We start from the raw sequence: 20096 nt of genomic DNA on the forward strand, positions 1-20096 counted from the left end.
AACATCAAGTCTTAATGACGCGCTGCTTTCGCTTCTTCTTTGGTTTTCACAATTGGTGCTTTAACCAAGGCTTTTGGCAAAGAGGTCAGTGCCAGCGGTAAAATCTCATCAATCGATTTTACGGCTTTAATTTCTAGACCTTCTTTGACATTTTCTGGAATTTCCGCCAGGTCACGTACGTTTTCCTGTGGAATGAATACCAGCTTGATGCCACCACGATGGGCTGCCAAAAGTTTCTCTTTCAAGCCACCGATACGCAGCGCACGACCGCCCAGACTGGTTTCACCTGTCATCGCGATATCCGGGCGAATCGGGATACCCGTGAAAGCAGATACCAATGCTGTAGTCAAAGCCAAACCTGCCGATGGACCATCTTTCGGTGTTGCGCCTTCAGGTAAATGCACATGCACATCGGTTTCTTCAAAGCGCGAGGCTTCGATGCCGAGTTCATCCGCACGGGTACGCACTACAGTCATCGCAGCGGTAATCGATTCTTTCATGACATCGCCAAGAGAACCGGTGGTAATGAACTTGCCTTTACCTGGGACTGCTGCAACTTCAATGGTCAGTAATTCACCGCCGACAGAAGTCCAAGCCAGACCATTTACACGGCCAATTTGCGCTTCTTCTTCCGCCATACCGTAGTCAAATTTATGTGGACCCAAGTAATCTGGAAGATTTCCTGCGGTCACTTCAACCTGAAGGTTTTTGGCTTTCTTGCTAACCGCTTCTTTTACCACTTTACGTGCAATTTTTGACACTTCACGTTCAAGGTTACGAACACCGGCTTCACGGGTATAACGGCGCACGATGTCACGAATCGCCTCTTCATGCACGGTCAATTCTTTGGCACGTAGACCATTGTTCTTGATTGCTTTAGGAACAAGGTAACGATCCGCAATATTTACTTTCTCTTCTTCGGTATAACCCGGAAGACGAATCACTTCCATACGGTCCAGCAGCGCCTCAGGAATGTTCATGCTGTTTGCGGTACAGATAAACATTACTTCAGACAGGTCCAGATCAAGATCCAGATAGTGATCGCTGAACTTGTTGTTCTGTGATGGATCAAGTACCTCAAGCATCGCAGAAGCCGGATCGCCACGGTAGTCTTGCGCCATCTTGTCGATTTCATCGAGCAAGAATAACGGGTTTTTTACGCCCACTTTAGTCAATGACTGCACAATTTTACCTGGCATCGCACCGATATAGGTACGACGGTGACCGCGAATTTCCGCTTCATCACGTACGCCGCCCAGCGCCATACGCACGAACTCACGACCAGTTGCTTTAGCAATTGATTCACCGAGTGAAGTTTTACCGACACCTGGAGGACCAACCAAACACAGAATCGGACCACGCAATTTTTTCACACGAGACTGAACTGCCAGATATTCCACAATGCGATCTTTGACATCGTCCAGACCATAGTGGTCTGCATCCAGAATTTCCTGTGCTTTGTTCAGGTTAATGCTGACTTTGCTGGCTTTATTCCACGGTGTATCTAGAATCACTTCCAGATAGTTGCGTACCACAGCAGCTTCACTCGAAGCAGGCTGCATCGCTTTCAGCTTGCGGAACTCGTTTTCAGCTTTCTTGCGTACATGCTCAGGCAAATCTGCTTCAGCAAGACGTTTTTCAATTTCAGCGACATCATCTTCCGCGCCGCCGTTCATATCAGAAAGCTCGCGCTGAATGACTTTCATTTTTTCATTCAGGAAGTATTCGCGCTGGTTCTTTTCCATCTGACGTTTAACAGAGTCATGCAGGGTTTGCTCAATCTGTTGTTCTTCAGACTGTTGCAATAGATAAGTCATCAACTCAGTCAAATGCGCTTCGAATTCGTCATGTTCCAGGAATTTCTGTTTGACATCAATATTCAATGGAACACGGGTTGCGACGAAGAACAATAACTGTAATAGATCTTCAATTTTGTTGGCTGCGGTGATCAGTTCACGCGCATTACGAAGTTTCGCTTCTGCATATTGAGCGAAAAGCGCACGTAATTCCTGCAAGCGCACAGCTTGGGTGTCTGCATCGACGCTCACCGTCATTGGGCTGAGTTCATGCTCTGCTGTCAGATACTCAGTTTCGTCAATGATGGTTTTCAGCTTGGCACGGTGTAGGCCTTCGATCAGGACTTTAATACAGTTTTCATCATTTTCGTGATTCACAACTTGCACAATCTTCGCGACAGTACCGTATTGATATAAATTGTCGTGATCAATTTCTTCTGTAAGCGAATCTTTTTGCGCAACTACAAATACTAGATTGTCACTGTTACGAGCCACATCAACTGCATTGATCGATTTTTCACGACCGACAAACAGCGCAATTTGCATATGCGGATAAACCACCACATCACGCAACGCCAAAAGGGGTAGTACACTTGGAACCTGAGGCTCTAAGGTTTCTTGATTCATAATAATTTCAGACATGAGCACTCCTAATGAGTGACAACGGTGTTGCCATGCTTTTAATAGTGATGGGTAATTTTAAAAATACAAGGGCAGTTAAGATTAAATTGTATGAAAAATGACTAATTATGTGATTTTAAAGTAGTTAGCAAGGGTAAAATTGCAAAATTAACGTTTGAACTTTATAAAAACTGTCGGGGTGATTAAAGCATCAAGGGGCTGATCCCATGTTTCACGTTTTAACGGCTGTGCCAGCAGTTGAAAGTCATGCGCCAGCCCCAGACGGAATGGACGCCCAGGTGCAGAAGCCAAGGTACGATCATAAAAACCGCCGCCCATACCAATCCGTGTGCCCGAAGTATCACAGGCCAATAGTGGCATGAGCAATAAATCCAGTTTGGAAACATGTACACCACGGGTGCTCATGGGCTCTCGCATACCCAGCCGATGATGGGCAAAGCGCTTGTTATGGTATTGGTGCTGGGTGATCCGGATCCAGACCAGCTGCTGATTCATGTCGCAAATCGCTGGTAGATACACCTGTTTGCCCAGTTTAAAGCAGCGTTCAATAATCGCCTGGGTCTGAATCTCCCCAAAAGCATGCAAATACAGGCCAATACGTTGGGCATGAATAAATTCTGGACTGCGGATCAGACGGTTTAGAACTTTTTGTGCGGATTGCCTTTGCTCAAATTTAGAGAGATGACGACGCGTTTTACGAAGGTATCTTCTTAATTCCTGAATGGTCATAGGGCAAAAAGCATATGCAACAAATTTGTGCTCTAGTCTAAGTGGGAATTCTGGAAAAGTAAAAAATAATTGTAAGCTGCAATTTTATATTATTCCGTATCTGCTGATTTAAATTTAGCTAATTTGTCACCAGTTTCAAAGTTAAAAAACAGTTGCATCACTGGTTGTTAAAATGTGTTGAAACGGTCAATTTATTTTTTTTGATTCACGATTTTCCAAGCAATCAATTGTTCAGTGACAAACTCTGGAAATGCATGAGTTTAAGCACTTTGAAACAGCTTTCGATCAATAAAAATACAATTCTAAAGTAGGTTTATTCTGTTTTTGGTGAAAGATAGACAAGGGATCATATAACTATTCTCGACCGATATATGGGACACATTGGACTTAGGCAGAACGCGTAAGACCTAAATCAATGGAGATTGAAGATGATGAATATTGCGAAGAACACCGTCTGCCTTTGGTACGATGACGATGCCGAAGGTGCAGCACGATTTTATGCAGAAACCTTTCCAGGCTCCTCAGTTGGCGCGATCAACCTTGCCCCTGGAGATTATCCCTCTGGGAAAGAAGGTGATGTCATTACGGTCGAATTTACAGTAATGGGCGTTGCCTGCATCGGGTTGAACGGTGGTCCTGGTTTTCAGCATAATGAAACATTTTCATTTCAGGTGGCGACTGAAGACCAAGAGGAAACAGATCGCTACTGGAATGCCATTGTGGGCAATGGCGGTCAGGAAAGTGAGTGTGGCTGGTGCAAGGACAAGTGGGGCATTTCCTGGCAGATTACGCCAGCGGTCCTCATCAACGCCTGTAACAGTCCTGACCGTGCTGCGGCCAAGCGCGCATTTAATGCGATGATGACCATGAAGAAACTTGACATCTCCGTGATCGAAGCAGCATTTCGTGGTTAAGCGCCAAAGATATTGTCTTTCATTGCAGTTGATATTGCTGTGTAGCGCAATTTCACTGCAATAGTTAAATCTTCTCCTTTCTTTTGATCAACTCAAATTATCCCTCAACTCTATAAGGATACGTTACAAAAATTACAGATTAATCCAACTTGATCTGAACCTAAATCCAATTTCTTCATGATGATTCAAGGAGAATGTGTCATGAATTTTCCTCAATTACTGCTTATGGCGGGATGGGTCGCGCTGTCTGCACCTGCCGCTTTAGCCGTTGAACCGCCCATGTCGGGCAAAGCCAGCTCAGGCGCAGCTTCATCTGCTGCCGATAAGAAAGCCATTGCAAGTGCCATGACTGCTGCACCTAAGAAAGTAGCCGCTGCAGCCACGATTGTCGCTGTCGGTGCAGATGGCAAAATACGTACCTTGCGCAAGGGCAATAATGGTTTTACCTGTATGCCTGATAATCTGACCACTCCAGGTCCAGACCCAATGTGTATGGATCAGGCCGCTCTAGAATGGGCAGAAGCCTGGATGGGGAATAAACAGCCCACAGTTGGAAAAGTAGGCTTCATGTATATGCTGGCAGGTGGTACGGATGCCAGTAATGTCGATCCCTATGCCAAGAAGCCTACTGCGGGCAATCATTGGGTCAAAACGGGTCCCCATGTCATGATCGTCGGTGCTGAAGCTCGTTTCTATGATATGTATCCTAAACATACGCAACCGGATACCGCTGTGCCTTATGTCATGTGGTCTGGGACGCCTTATCAGCACTTAATGATTCCTGTGAAGTAATGAATTACCGCAATGACAAATGCACGCTGATTCAACCTTTCAATTCAGGTATTTAATACACTCAATTTTTATGACTGTCCTAAGCTATAAATAGAATAGTTTACTTAGAAGCTCATCGAAAGATGGGCTTTTATATGAGCATTGCAAAAGCTGAAATGATGCAGATCATGCAATATGAGTTCCAGAATAATTTTTGCACTGAATTGAAAACAGGCTGAACCAAAAACAACCATCCAATGAAATTCTCCCTAATTTATACATCTTAAATTTTATTAAGACATTGAAAATAAAATAAAAATTAAACTGGCATAAGTTCTGCATAACTGTATTCAAACTTGGATACAAGATTGGATACAGAATGCTTCATCAGAAAATGATCGGCTGGACAGTCCCAGCATGCCGCGATGCCGATCAGCAAAAAATGCTTCCACTGAATAACTTGGCTCAATTCATTGCCCAACTTGAGGGGAATGAACCTGCCTGGATTTCGGTTAGGACTGCTGCATATCTTATTCAAACAAAAATTGATGTATTCAAAAAACTGTATTTCGGACTGTATGTATCAGAGGCTGCCAGAGATCAGTGACGGCGGTAGGCTTATATGCAGCAGCTTAATCAAAAAAAATAGATCAATTCGGCAGATTCAGAAAATAGATAAAATAACAGAGGATTCATATGTTTAAGACTGTATTGATTGCAAACCGCGGCGAAATTGCTGTTCGTGCCATTCGCACATTAAAAAAAATGGGTATAACCAGTATAGCCGTCTATTCAGAAACGGACCGTTATGCACAGCATGTGATTGATGCAGATATTGCAGTGTCCTTAGAAGGTACCAAACCGAGTGATACCTATTTAAGTATTGAAAAGCTGATTGCCGCAGCCAAGAATACCGGGGCCGAAGCAATTTTCCCAGGTTATGGTTTTCTGTCAGAAAGTGCTGACTTTGCCCGTGCCTGCGAAGCAAATAATATTGCTTTCATGGGGCCAACACCGGAGCAGATTCTGGAATTCGGCTTAAAACACAGGGCGCGTGAACTTGCCGCAGCTGTCAATGTACCCATGACTCCCGGTACAGGTCTGCTAAATAGTCTGGATGAAGCCTTAACTGAAGCTGAAAAAATTGGCTATCCGGTTATGCTTAAAAGCACAGCAGGCGGTGGCGGAATTGGCTTGACCCGTTGTGATAATGCAGAAGCACTTCAGGAGGCCTATGAAAGTGTAAAACGTCTGGGCGAACAGTTCTTTAAAGATGCCGGAGTATTTTTAGAGTGCTTTATCGGTCGGGCCCGTCATGTCGAAGTTCAGATTTTTGGAGATGGACAGGGACAGGTAGTGGCTTTGGGCGAACGCGACTGTTCACTGCAGCGCCGTAATCAGAAGGTTGTGGAAGAAACACCAGCGGCACAGTTACCTGAAGCAACCCGTCAAAAATTGTATCAGGCGGCAGTTGAACTGGGCAAATCGGTGGAATATCGCAGTGCCGGTACGGTTGAGTTTATTTACGATGCAGCACGTGACGAGTTTTATTTCCTTGAAGTGAATACCCGTTTGCAGGTGGAGCATCCGGTGACTGAAATGGTGACCGGTTTAGACCTGATTGAATGCATGTTGAAAGTTGCAGCAGGTGATACTCTGGATTGGAAGCATCTAAGCAGTATTCAGCCTCAAGGTGCAGCGATTGAAGTACGCATCTATGCCGAAGATCCAGTTAAGAATTTCCAGCCGAGTCCAGGGATTTTGACCGATGTCTTTTTTCCGGAAAATGTCCGGGTTGATACCTGGGTGAGTACCGGAACTGAAATTTCCCAATACTTTGACCCGATGATTGCCAAGATTATTGTGCATGCTGAAGATCGTGATACTGCCATTCATACGCTTAAATCAGCTTTAGCTGAAACTCGCCTGAATGGTATTAGTACCAATCTGGATTATGTGCATACTGTTATTTCAGATCCGCGTTTTGAGCAAATGCAAATCTGGACACGCATGCTGGATGATTTCAAATATGTGCCGAATGTGATTGAGGTGATTCAGCCGGGTACACAAAGTTCCATTCAGGATTATCCGGGTCGTGTCGGGTATTGGGATATTGGTGTACCGCCTTCAGGCCCAATGGATGATTATGCTTTCCGGCTGGCCAATAAAATTGTTGGGAATGTCGAGGCCGCCGCCGGGTTTGAATTTACCCTGCAAGGTCCAATCCTCAAATTTCATGCAGAAAATATCATTGCTTTAACTGGCGCACCTTGTCCGGTAAGTCTGGATGATGAAGCAGTAAATTTCTGGCAGCCTGTTCAGGTAAAAGCAGGCCAAACCCTAAAAATTGGACAGGTTGAATCTGGATGCCGGACCTACCTGGCTGTACGAAATGGTCTGAATGTGCCGGAATATCTGGGTAGCCGTTCTACCTTTGCTTTAGGTAATTTTGGTGGACATGCAGGCCGAGTGTTACGGGCTGGTGACATGATTAAGATGGTGAATCCTGAGCTGCCGGCCGATGGTCTACCTTTAGCGATTGCAGAACCTGAAGTTTTGGCAACAGATCTGATTCCAAGTTATGGCAAGGAATGGAAAATTGGTGTGCTCTATGGTCCGCATGGCGCTCCTGATTTCTTTAAAGCTGAATATATTGAGGAGTTTTTTGCATCAAGCTGGAAAGTGCATTTTAACTCGAACCGATTGGGTATCCGTTTAACCGGACCGACGCCAAGCTGGGCGCGTGAAAATGGCGGTGAAGCGGGTCTGCATCCATCCAATGTACATGACTGTGAATATGCCATTGGTGCGATTAACTTTACCGGTGATTTCCCCGTAATTCTTGCCAAAGATGGTCCGAGCCTGGGTGGCTTTGTGTGTCCGGTGACCATTGCCAAAGCTGAACTCTGGAAAATTGGTCAACTGAAAGCCGATGACACGATTAGCTTCTATCCAATCTCGGTAAAGCAGGCCAATGCGCTGGAGCGGCAGCAAATTCAAACCCTCCAAAACTTTGCCAAGGCAGAGATAACCAGCGAGGCTGAAATCGTTACAGTTCAGGCAGAAAGTATCCTGGCATTGCGTGAAGCTACGCCAGATGCACCAAAAGCTGTATATCGTCAGGCAGGTGACAGTTATATCTTGCTGGAATACGGTGATAACGTACTGGATTTGGCCCTACGCCTGCGCGTACACCGCTTGATGCAACTGATCCGTGAAGCTGATCTTGACGGTATCCTGGAATTATCACCTGGTGTGCGATCCTTGCAGATTAAATATGATGGTCTGCGTTTGAGCCAGCAGCAACTGATTCACTTCCTGCTTGGTCTTGAAGAACAGATGGGTGATTTACGTGACATTAAAATACCTTCAAGAATTATCCATTTACCCATGGCCTTTGAGGACTCAGCGACTCTGGGTGCGGTTGAGCGTTATCAGGAAAGTGTCTGTGCCAAGGCCCCATGGCTACCGAATAATGTCGATTTTATTCAGCGAATTAATGGTCTAAACACTCGTCAGCAAGTTAAAGACATTATTTTTGATGCCAATTATCTGATTTTAGGGCTAGGTGATGTATATCTGACTGCACCTTGTGCAGTGCCCATTGATCCGCGCCACCGTTTACTGAGTTCCAAATATAATCCGGCCCGTACTTTTACCGCTGAAGGTACAGTCGGGATTGGTGGCATGTATATGTGTATTTATGGCATGGACTCACCGGGTGGCTATCAGTTGATTGGCCGTACCGTACCGATCTGGAATAAGTTTAAAAAGAACAAGCAGTTTGGCGATCAGCAATGGTTCTTACGCTTTTTTGACCAGATTAAATATTATGAGGTCACTGAGGCCGAACTGGATCAGTTCCGTGCTGATTTCGCCCATGGTCGGGCAGAAATTAAAATTGAGGAATGTAAGTTTGACTTTGCAGCATATCAGGATTTCCTTGCTGCAGAACAGGACAGTATTGCTGCTTTTAAAGCACAGCAGCAAGCTGCTTTTAGTGCGGAGGTGGAACGCTGGAAAGACGATTTTGATGCACCTGTAGAAATAGAAGTGCTGCAGGATGATACCGATTACAGCCAGTATGTCCCTCTCAACGCCTCTATGACCGGCAATATCTGGAAGATTTTTGTAGAAGCCGGGCAGATTGTGAAAAAAGGCGACACGGTGGCCATCATCGAGGCCATGAAAATGGAGCTGCCGGTCTATGCTGACGATGATGGCATTGTCAAAGCCATTATCTGCCGTTCAGGTCAGACCGTGCATAGCGGTGAACCGCTGGTTTATATGGAGTAATGGATTGAGCCTATGACCCTTGTCCCTAATCCAGCCACTAAAGCGACCGGAAAAAGCTCAGACAATCTGTCTGAGCTGGTTTTCCAGAAAATTAAAAATGACATTTTTGACTTTAAACTCATGCCGGGAGAACGGTTTACCGAATCAGAAATTGCTGAAAGCTATGCCGTAAGCCGTACACCCATTCGGCAAGCCTTATATCGTCTGCAGCAGGAAGGCTATGTCGAGGTGCAGTTTAGAAGTGGCTGGCAGGTTCGGCCACTGAATTTTAAAGCCTATGAGGAGTTATATGATCTGCGAATTTTGCTGGAATGTTATGCAGTCGAACAACTTTGTCAGATGCCTGAAGATCAGTTGAAAGCCGCTCTGGAAATTTTGATTCAAACCTGGTGTATCAAGCCAGAACAGTATCTCTATGATCTCAGAAAGTTATCCGCACAAGATGAAGCATTTCATTGTCATTTGGTATTTGCAGCCGGCAATGCGGAAATGGCGAAAATTCACAGTGAGATCAGCGAGAAAATTCGCATCATACGCCGTCTGGATTTTTCCAAGGATTATCGGGTTACAGCTACCTATGCCGAACATCAACAGATTTTAAAAGCGCTGCTTGCACAAGATGCAGCGTTCTGTCTCTCTATATTAGATGCCCATATCCGGCACAGTCGTAATGAGGTGAAAAAAATTACGCTAGAAATGTTGTCCTCTAGTCCTGCGTAAGTTAGTCATGATGCATGAGCTTTAAGAAATACAGACTAGATCAAAATATAGAACTAACTTTAGAAATTACGCTAAGCACAGACTGAATGGCTTGGCATTATTTCATTTAAAGATATAAACTGCTTTTTACAACAAGAAAAACATCAGACCTGACTCAAAATTGATAAACAATTCATAACCAGAAAAAACAAGAACCCGCTAGTGGCATCTCAAATTGTTTTTTAAAGTAAGTTGAGGATGATAATAACAAGAGATAAAAATGCTTCATCAGCCTATTCAACTTTTACTTACAGGTACCAGCTGTGCACTTCTCCTAACCATGACTGGATGTACCATGCCTTCCAAGTCGCCTATCAATGACAGTTATGGTTCCCAGCCACATTTGCCCAAACCAAAATCAAGCTTGCTGCCTACGGTCAATATTGCGCCTGCTAAAGGTTGGCCTGAAGGTAAAATGCCGACACCTGCGACAGGTTTAAAAGTTCAGGCATTTGCCAAAGGGTTGCAGCATCCGCGCTGGCTGTATGTATTGCCGAATGGTGATGTACTGGTGGCCGAAACCGATGCACCGCCCAAGCCCGATGACAGCAAAGGGATCAAAGGCAAAATTATGAAATGGGTGATGCAACGTGCCGGCTCATCGCATCCCAGTACCAACCGCATCAGTCTGCTTCGCGATAGCAATGGAGATGGGGTAGCTGAACAAAAAACCGTATTTTTACAGAATCTCAATTCTCCATTTGGCATGGCGCTGATTGGTAATACATTGTATGTAGCCAATACTGATGCGCTGATGCGCTTTCCTTATCATAACGGGATGACTCAAATCACAGCAGCCGGTACCAAGGTGCTGGATTTACCGGCAGGCCGTTTAAACCATCACTGGACCAAAAATGTCATTGCCAATCCTGCAGGCAATAAACTTTATATCACAGTGGGTTCCAACAGTAATGTAGCTGAAAATGGCTTAGAGCAAGAGCAGGGCCGAGCACTGATCATGGAATTTGACATCACCAGTGCTCAAGTACGACCTTTTGCTACCGGACTGCGTAATCCGAATGGCATGGATTGGCAACCCCAGAGCGGCACACTTTGGACGGTGGTGAATGAACGTGATGAGCTCGGCAATGATCTGGTTCCTGATTATCTGACCTCTGTCAAAGAAGGCGCTTTTTATGGCTGGCCCTATAGTTATTATGGCCAACATGTAGATACGCGGGTCAAACCGCAAAACCCTGCGCAAGTTGCGCGGGCAATTCTACCGGATTATGCATTGGGCAATCATACTGCGTCATTGGGCTTGGCCTTCTATAAGGCAGATCTGATGCCTCAATATCGAAACGGTGCGCTGATTGGCCAGCATGGTTCATGGAACCGCAAACCGCACAGTGGCTATAAAGTGATTTTTATTCCCTTTCAAAATGGACAACCGATGGGCCCACCTCAAGATATCTTGACTGGATTCTTAAGCGATCAGGGCGATGCATATGGGCGACCGGTCGGTGTGGCGGTAGATTCTTCAGGTGCCATTTTGGTTGCTGATGATGTCGGTGATGTGATTTGGCGAGTATCACCCTTGAGTACACCAGCTGCAGTAAGTAAATAAAGGTCTAGGGGTTTAGGGTTTTATTTAGATCTAAATCTGTGGGATAGCAAGGTTGAAGTAAAAGCTATTTCATTAAAACATCAATATTTTGATTGAAAATATGCAAAAGCTAGCGGGTTTAAAACAATTTTTAAGCTTCATTTAAGCTGGCTGAATTAGGCTTTCAGGATATTTTTAAGCGTAATACAGCATGTACAGAGATTATGCTGATCCCATTAAAAATATCTAAATCTTAGTGCCAGTTTTAAGTGCCAATAAAAACTGGATATAAGAATTTAAAACATGGCAAAAGAGGGTTTTAAGAATGAAATCAATTATTGCATTTATCTTCCCTTGGTCATTATTTATGACCATTCATCGACCAGCCGAAGCGACAGTATGCTTAATGCTTCAAATTTCGATTTTAGGCTGGATTCCTGCTGCAATCTGGGCGATACATACTTTATATCGAGATAAAATAGCCTGAAAATAGGAAAATAAGTTACTTAAAGATTGTTTGATTTTGACGGAAGTAATTAAAGCCCTATCTTTTTTATAGCTAAAGATTTTTTTTCATTCCAGATGATGAATACATCAATAAAATGAATCTAGAGGAATGTTCGAGAGAAATACTACAAAATTAAAATAAGAGGAAATTCGGGAAAAATTATAATTATATTTTGAAAAAGAAATTGAAGTACTCCGAAGATGCCGCTGCATGTGTCGTTACCCTGAACCCGATGAGTTCAAGGAGGATGCGACGTATACTTGCTGGGTTTCCCATACGGAGATGGGCATACACTCTAAATATACAGAACACACCCATAAGTGTTAGTATCGGCAGGGGAATAGACCCGCTGGCGAACACCTCAGAGTTAAGTTAATTATAAACAATAATGCCGGTGTGGCAACTCTCTGCTGTTCATGAACTGTAAACAGTTCGGTCGAATGTCCGAAGTTTAAACAAAATTCGAGATTATTCAGTCAGTTCTTCAACTTCTTCTAAAATAGTTTGTAACAAACGTTCGCAATGCGCATATTGTTGCAGTGATCTGTTCATATTCAACACCTCCTGCATCAGCTCAAGTGCCACCATAATAATCAGCTTGCTAGGTTCCATGCGTGGCGCTTTACGGCGAAATTCATCATATTTGTCATTTAATAACTGTGCTGCGCGTTCTAATTCTTCCTGCTTGTCAGGAGTAGAGGCCAAACGGAAACTATGCCCCAATACTCTGAGATCAATTGCAATTTGTTCACTCATGATGAGGCTTCCTCAGTCGCTTCAGTCGGATGGGCCAGTTGTTGAATTTCCTGTGCGTGATGATCCTGCGCAGTACCGAGAATCGCCAGACGTTGAATAATCGCTTCAACCTTGGCTTTGGCATTTTCATTTTTCTGGGTTAAACGTTCAGATTCCTGAGTCAGACGCTGAATTTCCTGTTGGGCATGACGCTGTTCAAGGATCATCTTTTCCTTAACCACACGCAGTTCATTCCGTTCAGCCAGAATTTCCTGAAAACGGTTTTTTAGATCGGTACAGCTTTTTTCCAGACGGCCATAACGGTCTGCCAGTGCAGTTGCATCATTATTGAGCAGTTGAAATTGGGCACGAGAATCCGTCAATTGTTCTGTCAGATTTTCATTTTCTTGTTGTTTTTGCGCAATCACGCTGTTCTTTTGTTCAATTTGCTGTTGATGTTGCATCATTGAAGAGTCTTGCTCTTCGCGCAAACTGGAATTTTCACTTTCAAGCCGTGCAAGTCGCGTTTTTAACACGCCGATCTGCACTTGTAGACGCTGTAATTCTTCTAACATATCGAGGTCGCACAGTGTTGCAAACAAAGGTAATATATAAGCAGTATAAAGATTGGATAAACGAATGCAAGACGATATTTCAGGTTGGACCGAATGGCACCGCAATTTTTCTTCAATTGAGGAAATTTCTAGCCCTAGCGAACTGCATGGTTTGCTAACAGGCATTGTTTGTGTCACCCAGGCGCCAAGCAGTGAAGAGTGGTTACAGATTTTAGAAACACTGGATGTACCTGAACTGGATGCCGAAGCATTAGAGTTGTTGACGGGCGAAGCTGAAGATGTGTTCCATGCATTGTCTGAAGATGAGCTGGATTATTTACCTTTGCTGCCTGATGATGAGCATGTGCTTTCAGAACGCGTACAGGCTCTGGCGGACTGGTGTGCCGGCGTGGTCTTAGGTTTCGGACTGGCTTCAGGACATATCCGTCAGGATGAAGTTGAGCTGATTGAACATTTACAAGATGTAGCCGCAGTTGAATTTGAAGACTCAGACGATGATGCTGAAGGTGAAGAAAGCTATCAGGAATTGTACGAATTTGTGCGTCTGATTCCTGTCAGTCTGTCTTTAGGGCGTAAAAAGGTCGAAGTTGAAGAAACGCCACTCTTACAGCAATTTAGTCAAAAAAATCAGCCTAAAGTCGCTACTACAGAAGCGCAAAGTGTAGTCGAGATTTTCTCGCCTAAACGTCTAAGCTGATGAAATGCTGAGGTGAGTCATCACCTGCTTGAAATCAGGCATATATTTTGCTGTTTACAGTGAAATCTATAGTCTGATTTCAAGACTATATTCTAAATACAAGTATTGATCGATAAGAAGTAAGGTGTAATGAAGAAATTGACACAGGCAGTTTTTGAGGAGCGTCGCGCAATCCTCGCAGGGGAAATCGGTTTACGCAGTATCGCTATTATCGCGACCAGTCCGGTAGCCATGCGTAACCGTGATGCAGATTATAAATACCGTGCAGACAGCAGTTTCTTCTATTTAACCGGATTCGCGGAACCTGAAGCTGTGGCTGTGATTGAAACCTTTGACACTGAAGAAGAAGGCTATAGCTACAGTTTGTTCTGTCGGGAACGTAACCGTGAAATGGAAATCTGGAATGGCTACCGTGCGGGTATTGATGGAGCTATTCAGGATTATGATGCAGATGAAGCCTATGCAATTGATCTGCTAGATGAAGAAATCTTAGAAAAGTTACAAAATAAAGATCAGTTATTTTATCGCATTGGACAGCATGCAGAGTTTGATGCGCGTGTCGCCAAATGGATTGCAACTGCAAGTGGTGAAAGCCGTCGTGGTACTTCTGCACCAGCGCAAGTAATTCAGCTGGATCGTATTGTCGATGAAATGCGTCTGCATAAAGATGCAAATGAAATTGAATTGATGCAGATTGCTTCCGATATTTCTGCTGATGCACATACTCAAGCGATGCTAGCAGTACGCCCGGGCATGATGGAATATGCACTGGAAGCCGAGCTGAATTATATCTTTGGCAAAAATGGCGGTGTTCCGGCCTACAACAGTATTGTCGGTGGCGGTGAGAATGCCTGCATCCTGCATTATGTAGAAAATGACAAAGAACTGAAAGATGGCGATTTGGTCCTGATTGATGCTGCGGCTGAATATCAGCTTTATGCTTCAGACATTACCCGTACCTTTCCAGTGAATGGTAAATTTAGCCCGGAACAGAAAGCTTTATATAATGTAGTGCTGGATGCTCAAATTGCTGCAATTAATGCTGTGCAAATTGGTAACTCGTATAAAGAACCACATAATGTTGCAGTGCGCATCCTAGTGCAAGGTTTGCTCGATCTTGGCTTGATGCAGGGGAATATTGACGACATTATAGAAAAAGAAGCTTTCCGCCAGTTCTACATGCATGGTACCGGACACTGGCTCGGTATGGATGTGCATGATGTCGGTGCTTATAAGGTGGACGGTGAATGGCGCTCGTATGAAGAGGGTATGGTCGTGACCGTTGAGCCGGGTCTTTATATCGCGCCTGATGATGAAACAGTAGATGCTAAATGGCGTGGAATTGGCATTAGGATTGAAGATGATGTGGTGGCCACTGCAAATGGCCCGCTAGTTTTAACCGCGAAAGTCGTCAAAACGGTAGAAGAGATTGAGGCATTAATGGCGAAAGCGTGCGCTGCTTAATTTGAGAAAAAATACAGCAAGCCGGTCGCAAGATCGGCTTTTTTTATGACATTTCTATGCCGTTTCAAACAAGAATTCCTAGCTATATCGCATCGATCAAAAAGTGATTTAGCTTACGTTTATATCGAACAAGTCAAATAAAACTCACCTAAGTAAAATTTACAGCTTAAAAATTGACAGGAAGTCAACACAGAAAATCCGTTTTTAGCATCAAAGCTACATATTAAATGCGCTGAGATTCTCATACTTTCTCTGATCCTTAAATAAACTTAAATAAGAGCAGGAGAACACTTATGAGATTAAATACGATTGACTGGATTGCTTATGCTTTAACAATCATTGGTGGCATTAATTGGGGTTTAATTGGTGCATTCGATTTTAATTTGGTCGCTGCAATCTTTGGTGATATGAGCGCCTTATCTCGAATTGTTTATGTATTGGTTGGTTTGTCGGCATTGTACCTGATTTATACAGGAACGAAGTTGGGTAAAACAGTACACCACACAGATCATCATACCAATATTGTGCGTTAAGCTAATCTTCTTGGGCGAGTTTCTTGCAAGATAGGATTCATGTCTTCGAGTAACTTGCCGAGAGGATAGAAATAGTGTGGAAGATGAAGAAACCTCGGTAGATTTCCGGGGTTTTTTATTAGGTGTTTATACGTTATTAATAGAACCATCCCCAGATCTACAACAATGCCTAGCTAAAGATTGATGATCACTATCATACAAATAAGATTAGATTGTACATGGTTGGATAAATTTTTTTAAAATATCTGTTAGCTCAAAGATCGAGTTATATTTATACAATTATCTTAAAATAAGAAAAGAATAGTGATTGTAAATGGGCCTCCTGCTACTGAAAGTGAATATCAGCTCATTTATAAATGGCTTGATTCACAATTTTATCATTCAGGATCTACGAGCATCAGTATGTATTCAAAATTGTGCGAAGCGAGTAGATCGAGTTATACCAATTTGACTAGGTTTGCGATCGAATCGTATAAGTGCCAAATGAAATTACAACATTCCGTTTTTTAATGCTGAGTTGATAAAAGTGAGTATAAATATTTTAGTTGCTGAATTAAAGACAACTCGGTTGGAGTTAAGAGCATATAAAGTTGGAGATGAATTTTTATTATTCCAAGAGTATTGTGGCGACGTTGAAGCATCAAAATATTTACAACGGCAGGTGCATACAACAGTCAGTCAAACTCAACAGATGTTGCAGAAATGGGCGTTAAGCTATTGGCAGCAACCGAGTGAAGGATTTTCATGGGTGATTGCTGAGCGAAAAAGTCATCTGGCAATCGGGTTACTAACGATCATTCAACAGCAAAATAACAGCCTTGAAATTCATTTCGGACTTGGTCCTCGATTTCAGGGTCAGGGCTATATGCTTGAGGCGATGAAAGCGGTGATTTAGTATTTTAGACAATATCTTACATTTAAATCATTGGATACTTTCTGTGATGCAGAACATATACAGGCACACCAAGTGCTGTTAAAGACAGGGTTTGAAATCGTTGAACGGATCAATGCCTATACTGTATTGCCGAAGTTGGGGACTGAAAAGCGCGATGTCTTGGTTTTTCAATATAGGCTGGATCATCATGGAGAAAACTAAATAAAACGAATCATTATAAAAATTTAAAGCCTTGAGGTAAGATAAAACCAGTATACGTTTTATGTAATTCGCCATAGATGCGAATAAACAGATAAGGAAGTAAGCATGCAACAAGAAGTCATCATTGTCGGTGGTGGTATGGTCGGCTTAAGCCTCGCATTGATGTTGGCGAAAATCAATATTGCAGTCAAACTGTTGGAAGCCATTAAATACCCAAATTATGATGATGAAAATCTTGCGCCATATCATTCCAGTTTTGATGCACGTAATAGCGCCTTGTCACGTCGTAGCGTACAAATCTATCAGGAGCTTGGACTTTGGAATGCCTTGCAAGAACATGCTACCCCAATTCTGGAAGTGAATATTACCGAACAGGGCAGTTTTGGTAAGGCTCGACTGAAAGCCGAACAGGAAAAAGTCGAAAGCTTTGGTCAGGTCATTGAAAATGCCTGGCTCGGTCGTGTACTGCTGACCCAAGTCAAAAAAGAGCCATTGATTGAACTGATTGATGGTGTTCAAGTGACATCCCTTATCCAAGATACAGACTTTGCTTATATCGAAGCTCAGCGTGGTGAATCGTCACTAAAATTACAGTCCAAACTGGTTATTGCCGCCGATGGGCGGGATTCTTTCTGCCGTAAAGCCTTGGGTATTGGTGCGTCAGAACATGATTATGATCAGGTTGCGATTGTGACCACAGTACAAACTTCAAAGCCACATGCTCATGTGGGCTTTGAGCGTTTCAGCCATTTAGGGCCTTTGGCACTTTTACCACTACCGGGTGAGTATCGTCGTTCAGTGGTCTGGCCAGTGAAAAAAGGTACTGAAGGAGAATGGTTGGGGGATGAAAATGACCAGCATTTTCTGGATGCCTTACAGGAAACGTATGGTGATCGTGCCGGAAAATTCCAGAAAACCGGAAAACGGTTCAGTTTTCCATTGTCTCAAGTGTTAGCCGAAAAACAGGCTGTTGGCCGTGTCGTATTGATGGGCAATGCTGCCCATACGATTCATCCGGTCGCTGGTCAGGGTTTTAACCTGTGTATGCGTGATGCGCATGTATTGGTGCGTTACCTGAAAGAACAGCAGGTACAAGGCGCAGACTTGGGCGATGCTGGAATATTACAAGACTATGAAAAATCTCGTCTCAGTGACCAGCAGCGTGTGATCAAGTTCTGTGATTCAGTGGTACGTGGCTTTAGTAACCAGAATCCATTTTTAAAGCTGATGCGTAATACAGGTTTAATCGCTTTTGATACGATTCCTGGCATCAAGCCACTCGTTGCAAATTATGCCATGGGGTTAAAAGCATGAGCTTAAATCAAACTAACGAAATATTAGACGTCGTCATTATTGGTGGTGGGCTGGTTGGTGGACTTACAGCGCTTCTGTTAGCTCAAGGTGGTGTGCAGCCTACAGTTCTGGATGCAGCGCCAATTCTGGATGCAGATAAAACTTTGCGTGTGGCCAATCCGCGTGTTTTGGCTTTAAGTCAGGCAACCATTCACCTGTTAAAAACGGTGGGTGTCTGGGAAAATTTAGTACGCCAGCAGCCTTATACTGGTATGCAGGTGTGGAATAAAAATGGCTATGGTGAAATTAATTTTGGCCAGTCTTCAGAAAAAACACCATCGGTAGAGCAGGCTTTAGGCTCGATGGTGGAGCCCAGCATTCTGAATCTGGCCATTCAGCAAAAGATGCTGGAAAATGTTCAAGATTATAGAACACAAGTCAAAGTCAGCCGTGTTGAACGTGGAGTCGGTGTGTGGATCATTCATCTGGCTGATGGTACACAACTCCAAACTAAACTGGTGATCGGCGCAGATGGGGCCAATTCCTTTGTCCGTGAGCAAGCTTTCATCGATATTGATGTACTGGACTATAAACAGGCGGGGATCAGCTGTGCCATTAAAACAGGCCAGCCACATCAACATATGGCACGTCAGATTTTTCTGGAAACTGGCCCTCTGGCTTTTCTACCTATGGCCAGCCTTAATCCGGAAGAGCAGGGACACTGGCAATCGATTGTCTGGACTTTGCCAGAGGATTATGCCGAAGAATATGCAGCGTTGTCAGATGCTGAGTTTACCCAGCTATTAACCCGTGAAAGCCAGCATATGCTGGGTGAAGTATTGCAGGCGACACCACGTGCCACTTTCCCTTTAAAAGCCCGCGCCGCCCAGCAATACGTTCAAGATGGTTTAGCACTGATTGGAGATGCCGCACATGTCATTCATCCACTAGCAGGTCAAGGGGTGAATATTGGCTGTCTGGATGCTGCCGTGCTTTGTGATGTTTTGCTGCATGATCAGGCGCGTGGCGTATGGGCACATGAGCAGACCCTAAAACGCTATGAGCATCGCCGTAAGGGCCAGAACGATGCCATGATGCACAGCATGTCTGCGATTGGCTGGATGGAAACCACATTATTCTTCCCGATGGTTTGGGCACGCAATTTCGGCCTGAAACAGGTAGAAAATCAGCCCATGTTGAAAGATGCATTTATGGCGCAAGCCAATGGTCTGGGTTTACTTAAAGACACACGCTACGCAGCTTAAGACAGAAATGTAAATTTTTTAAACAAACACCAATAAAGAGTAACGATTTTGTTTAAAAAAGATACGATTTTTTGATGTTTGGTACTAGGCGAAGGTCGAAGAGATTGCTAAATTTCACTTAATTCGATACCTGACTTGGAATACCAAGCGAGGGCCATTTTTGGGGAGATGCAAATGACAGACATGAATGATTATGATGACGACGTTGAAGATTCAATTGTTGACGATGATGAAGCAAAAGCCGCTGAAAAAGGCGCGGTCGATAGCACAGAGGTCGTCAGTGATACCGATCTTGTAGAAGCTGAAACTTTGACCGTCACTGCAAAGCTGAAAAAGCGTCAAGCACTTGAAGACGAGATTGCGGCTTTCCTTGCCAGTGGTGGTCGTATTGTTGAAGTGCCGGCAGATGAATCAGTAGCCAAAGAATAAGTTATTGATTAACTTGTTTCTTATAAAAAACACCACATCAATTGTGGT

The 20096-nt window shown here is 43.8% G+C and carries 19 protein-coding genes and 1 other RNA gene; 15 read left to right on the forward strand and 5 right to left on the reverse strand.

Features of this window, described 5'->3' with window-relative positions:
* Positions 1-11: 11 nt before the first annotated feature.
* Both lon and NI468_RS00480 read right to left on the reverse strand, forming a co-directional pair.
* Positions 12-2438 (reverse strand): endopeptidase La, encoded by a 2427-nt coding sequence (lon, locus tag NI468_RS00475; protein ID WP_044111574.1) that lies wholly within the window; start codon positions 2436-2438, stop codon positions 12-14.
* Between the two features lie 147 nt (positions 2439-2585).
* Positions 2586-3167: a 5-formyltetrahydrofolate cyclo-ligase gene (locus tag NI468_RS00480; protein ID WP_005267045.1), complete on the reverse strand. Its 582-nt coding sequence runs from the start codon at positions 3165-3167 to the stop codon at positions 2586-2588.
* Positions 3168-3598: 431 nt separating this feature from the next.
* On the opposite strand from NI468_RS00480, the gene NI468_RS00485 reads away from it, so the two are divergent.
* From NI468_RS00485 to NI468_RS00515, 7 genes are all read left to right on the forward strand, one after another.
* Positions 3599-4081: a VOC family protein gene (locus NI468_RS00485; RefSeq protein WP_253099241.1), complete on the forward strand. Its 483-nt coding sequence runs from the start codon at positions 3599-3601 to the stop codon at positions 4079-4081.
* A 201-nt stretch (positions 4082-4282) separates the two neighbouring features.
* Positions 4283-4873 carry a hypothetical protein gene (locus tag NI468_RS00490; RefSeq protein ID WP_195724968.1) on the forward strand — a complete coding sequence of 197 codons (591 nt, stop codon included), beginning with the start codon at positions 4283-4285 and terminating at the stop codon, positions 4871-4873.
* 358 nt (positions 4874-5231) lie between these two features.
* Positions 5232-5459, forward strand: coding sequence for a hypothetical protein (locus tag NI468_RS00495; RefSeq protein WP_253099001.1), 228 nt, complete (start codon positions 5232-5234; stop codon positions 5457-5459).
* 89 nt (positions 5460-5548) lie between these two features.
* The gene (gene uca, locus NI468_RS00500; RefSeq protein ID WP_184412539.1) at positions 5549-9148 is read left to right on the forward strand and encodes an urea carboxylase; all 3600 of its coding nucleotides are present in this window, start codon (positions 5549-5551) and stop codon (positions 9146-9148) included.
* A 12-nt stretch (positions 9149-9160) separates the two neighbouring features.
* Positions 9161-9868 carry a GntR family transcriptional regulator gene (locus NI468_RS00505; RefSeq protein ID WP_180180377.1) on the forward strand — a complete coding sequence of 236 codons (708 nt, stop codon included), beginning with the start codon at positions 9161-9163 and terminating at the stop codon, positions 9866-9868.
* A gap of 319 nt (positions 9869-10187) precedes the next feature.
* Positions 10188-11474, forward strand: a complete 1287-nt coding sequence (locus NI468_RS00510) for a PQQ-dependent sugar dehydrogenase (RefSeq protein ID WP_249449783.1) — start codon at positions 10188-10190, stop codon at positions 11472-11474.
* Between the two features lie 304 nt (positions 11475-11778).
* Positions 11779-11940: a YqaE/Pmp3 family membrane protein gene (locus NI468_RS00515; RefSeq protein ID WP_121979864.1), complete on the forward strand. Its 162-nt coding sequence runs from the start codon at positions 11779-11781 to the stop codon at positions 11938-11940.
* Positions 11941-12148: 208 nt separating this feature from the next.
* Here the strand turns inward: NI468_RS00515 and ssrS are convergent.
* The 3 genes from ssrS to NI468_RS00530 form a co-directional block, all read right to left on the reverse strand.
* Positions 12149-12332: non-coding RNA, 6S RNA (gene ssrS / locus NI468_RS00520), on the reverse strand.
* A 97-nt stretch (positions 12333-12429) separates the two neighbouring features.
* On the reverse strand, positions 12430-12717 hold the full coding sequence (locus NI468_RS00525) for a cell division protein ZapA (protein ID WP_004279505.1): 288 nt from the start codon (positions 12715-12717) through the stop codon (positions 12430-12432).
* Positions 12714-13271 (reverse strand): hypothetical protein, encoded by a 558-nt coding sequence (locus NI468_RS00530; RefSeq protein WP_004279506.1) that lies wholly within the window; start codon positions 13269-13271, stop codon positions 12714-12716. The genes NI468_RS00525 and NI468_RS00530 overlap by 4 nt, the downstream gene beginning before the upstream one ends.
* A gap of 64 nt (positions 13272-13335) precedes the next feature.
* On the opposite strand from NI468_RS00530, the gene NI468_RS00535 reads away from it, so the two are divergent.
* The 8 genes from NI468_RS00535 to NI468_RS00565 all read left to right on the forward strand — a co-directional run bounded on the left by NI468_RS00535 (position 13336) and on the right by NI468_RS00565 (position 20048).
* On the forward strand, positions 13336-13968 hold the full coding sequence (locus NI468_RS00535) for a UPF0149 family protein (RefSeq protein ID WP_005246896.1): 633 nt from the start codon (positions 13336-13338) through the stop codon (positions 13966-13968).
* 129 nt (positions 13969-14097) lie between these two features.
* The gene (gene pepP / locus NI468_RS00540; protein WP_005107469.1) at positions 14098-15432 is read left to right on the forward strand and encodes a Xaa-Pro aminopeptidase; all 1335 of its coding nucleotides are present in this window, start codon (positions 14098-14100) and stop codon (positions 15430-15432) included.
* 293 nt (positions 15433-15725) lie between these two features.
* On the forward strand, positions 15726-15965 hold the full coding sequence (locus tag NI468_RS00545; RefSeq protein WP_004279510.1) for a DUF378 domain-containing protein: 240 nt from the start codon (positions 15726-15728) through the stop codon (positions 15963-15965).
* 526 nt (positions 15966-16491) lie between these two features.
* Positions 16492-16860 carry a GNAT family N-acetyltransferase gene (locus NI468_RS00550; protein ID WP_249449794.1) on the forward strand — a complete coding sequence of 123 codons (369 nt, stop codon included), beginning with the start codon at positions 16492-16494 and terminating at the stop codon, positions 16858-16860.
* Positions 16861-16932: 72 nt separating this feature from the next.
* Entirely contained in the window at positions 16933-17061 is a 129-nt protein-coding gene (locus NI468_RS16230; protein WP_276534223.1) for a hypothetical protein, read from the forward strand.
* Between the two features lie 105 nt (positions 17062-17166).
* Positions 17167-18375, forward strand: a complete 1209-nt coding sequence (gene ubiH / locus NI468_RS00555) for a 2-octaprenyl-6-methoxyphenyl hydroxylase (RefSeq protein WP_005107466.1) — start codon at positions 17167-17169, stop codon at positions 18373-18375.
* Positions 18372-19619, forward strand: coding sequence for an FAD-dependent monooxygenase (locus NI468_RS00560; protein WP_180180379.1), 1248 nt, complete (start codon positions 18372-18374; stop codon positions 19617-19619). Before ubiH ends, NI468_RS00560 begins: the two co-directional genes overlap by 4 nt.
* A 174-nt stretch (positions 19620-19793) precedes the next feature.
* Positions 19794-20048, forward strand: coding sequence for a hypothetical protein (locus NI468_RS00565; protein ID WP_004646359.1), 255 nt, complete (start codon positions 19794-19796; stop codon positions 20046-20048).
* The last annotated feature ends 48 nt before the right edge of the window (positions 20049-20096 follow it).

Origin of the sequence: Acinetobacter lwoffii (assembly GCF_024129355.1) — a bacterium.
Classification (GTDB): Bacteria; Pseudomonadota; Gammaproteobacteria; order Pseudomonadales; family Moraxellaceae; genus Acinetobacter; species Acinetobacter lwoffii_I.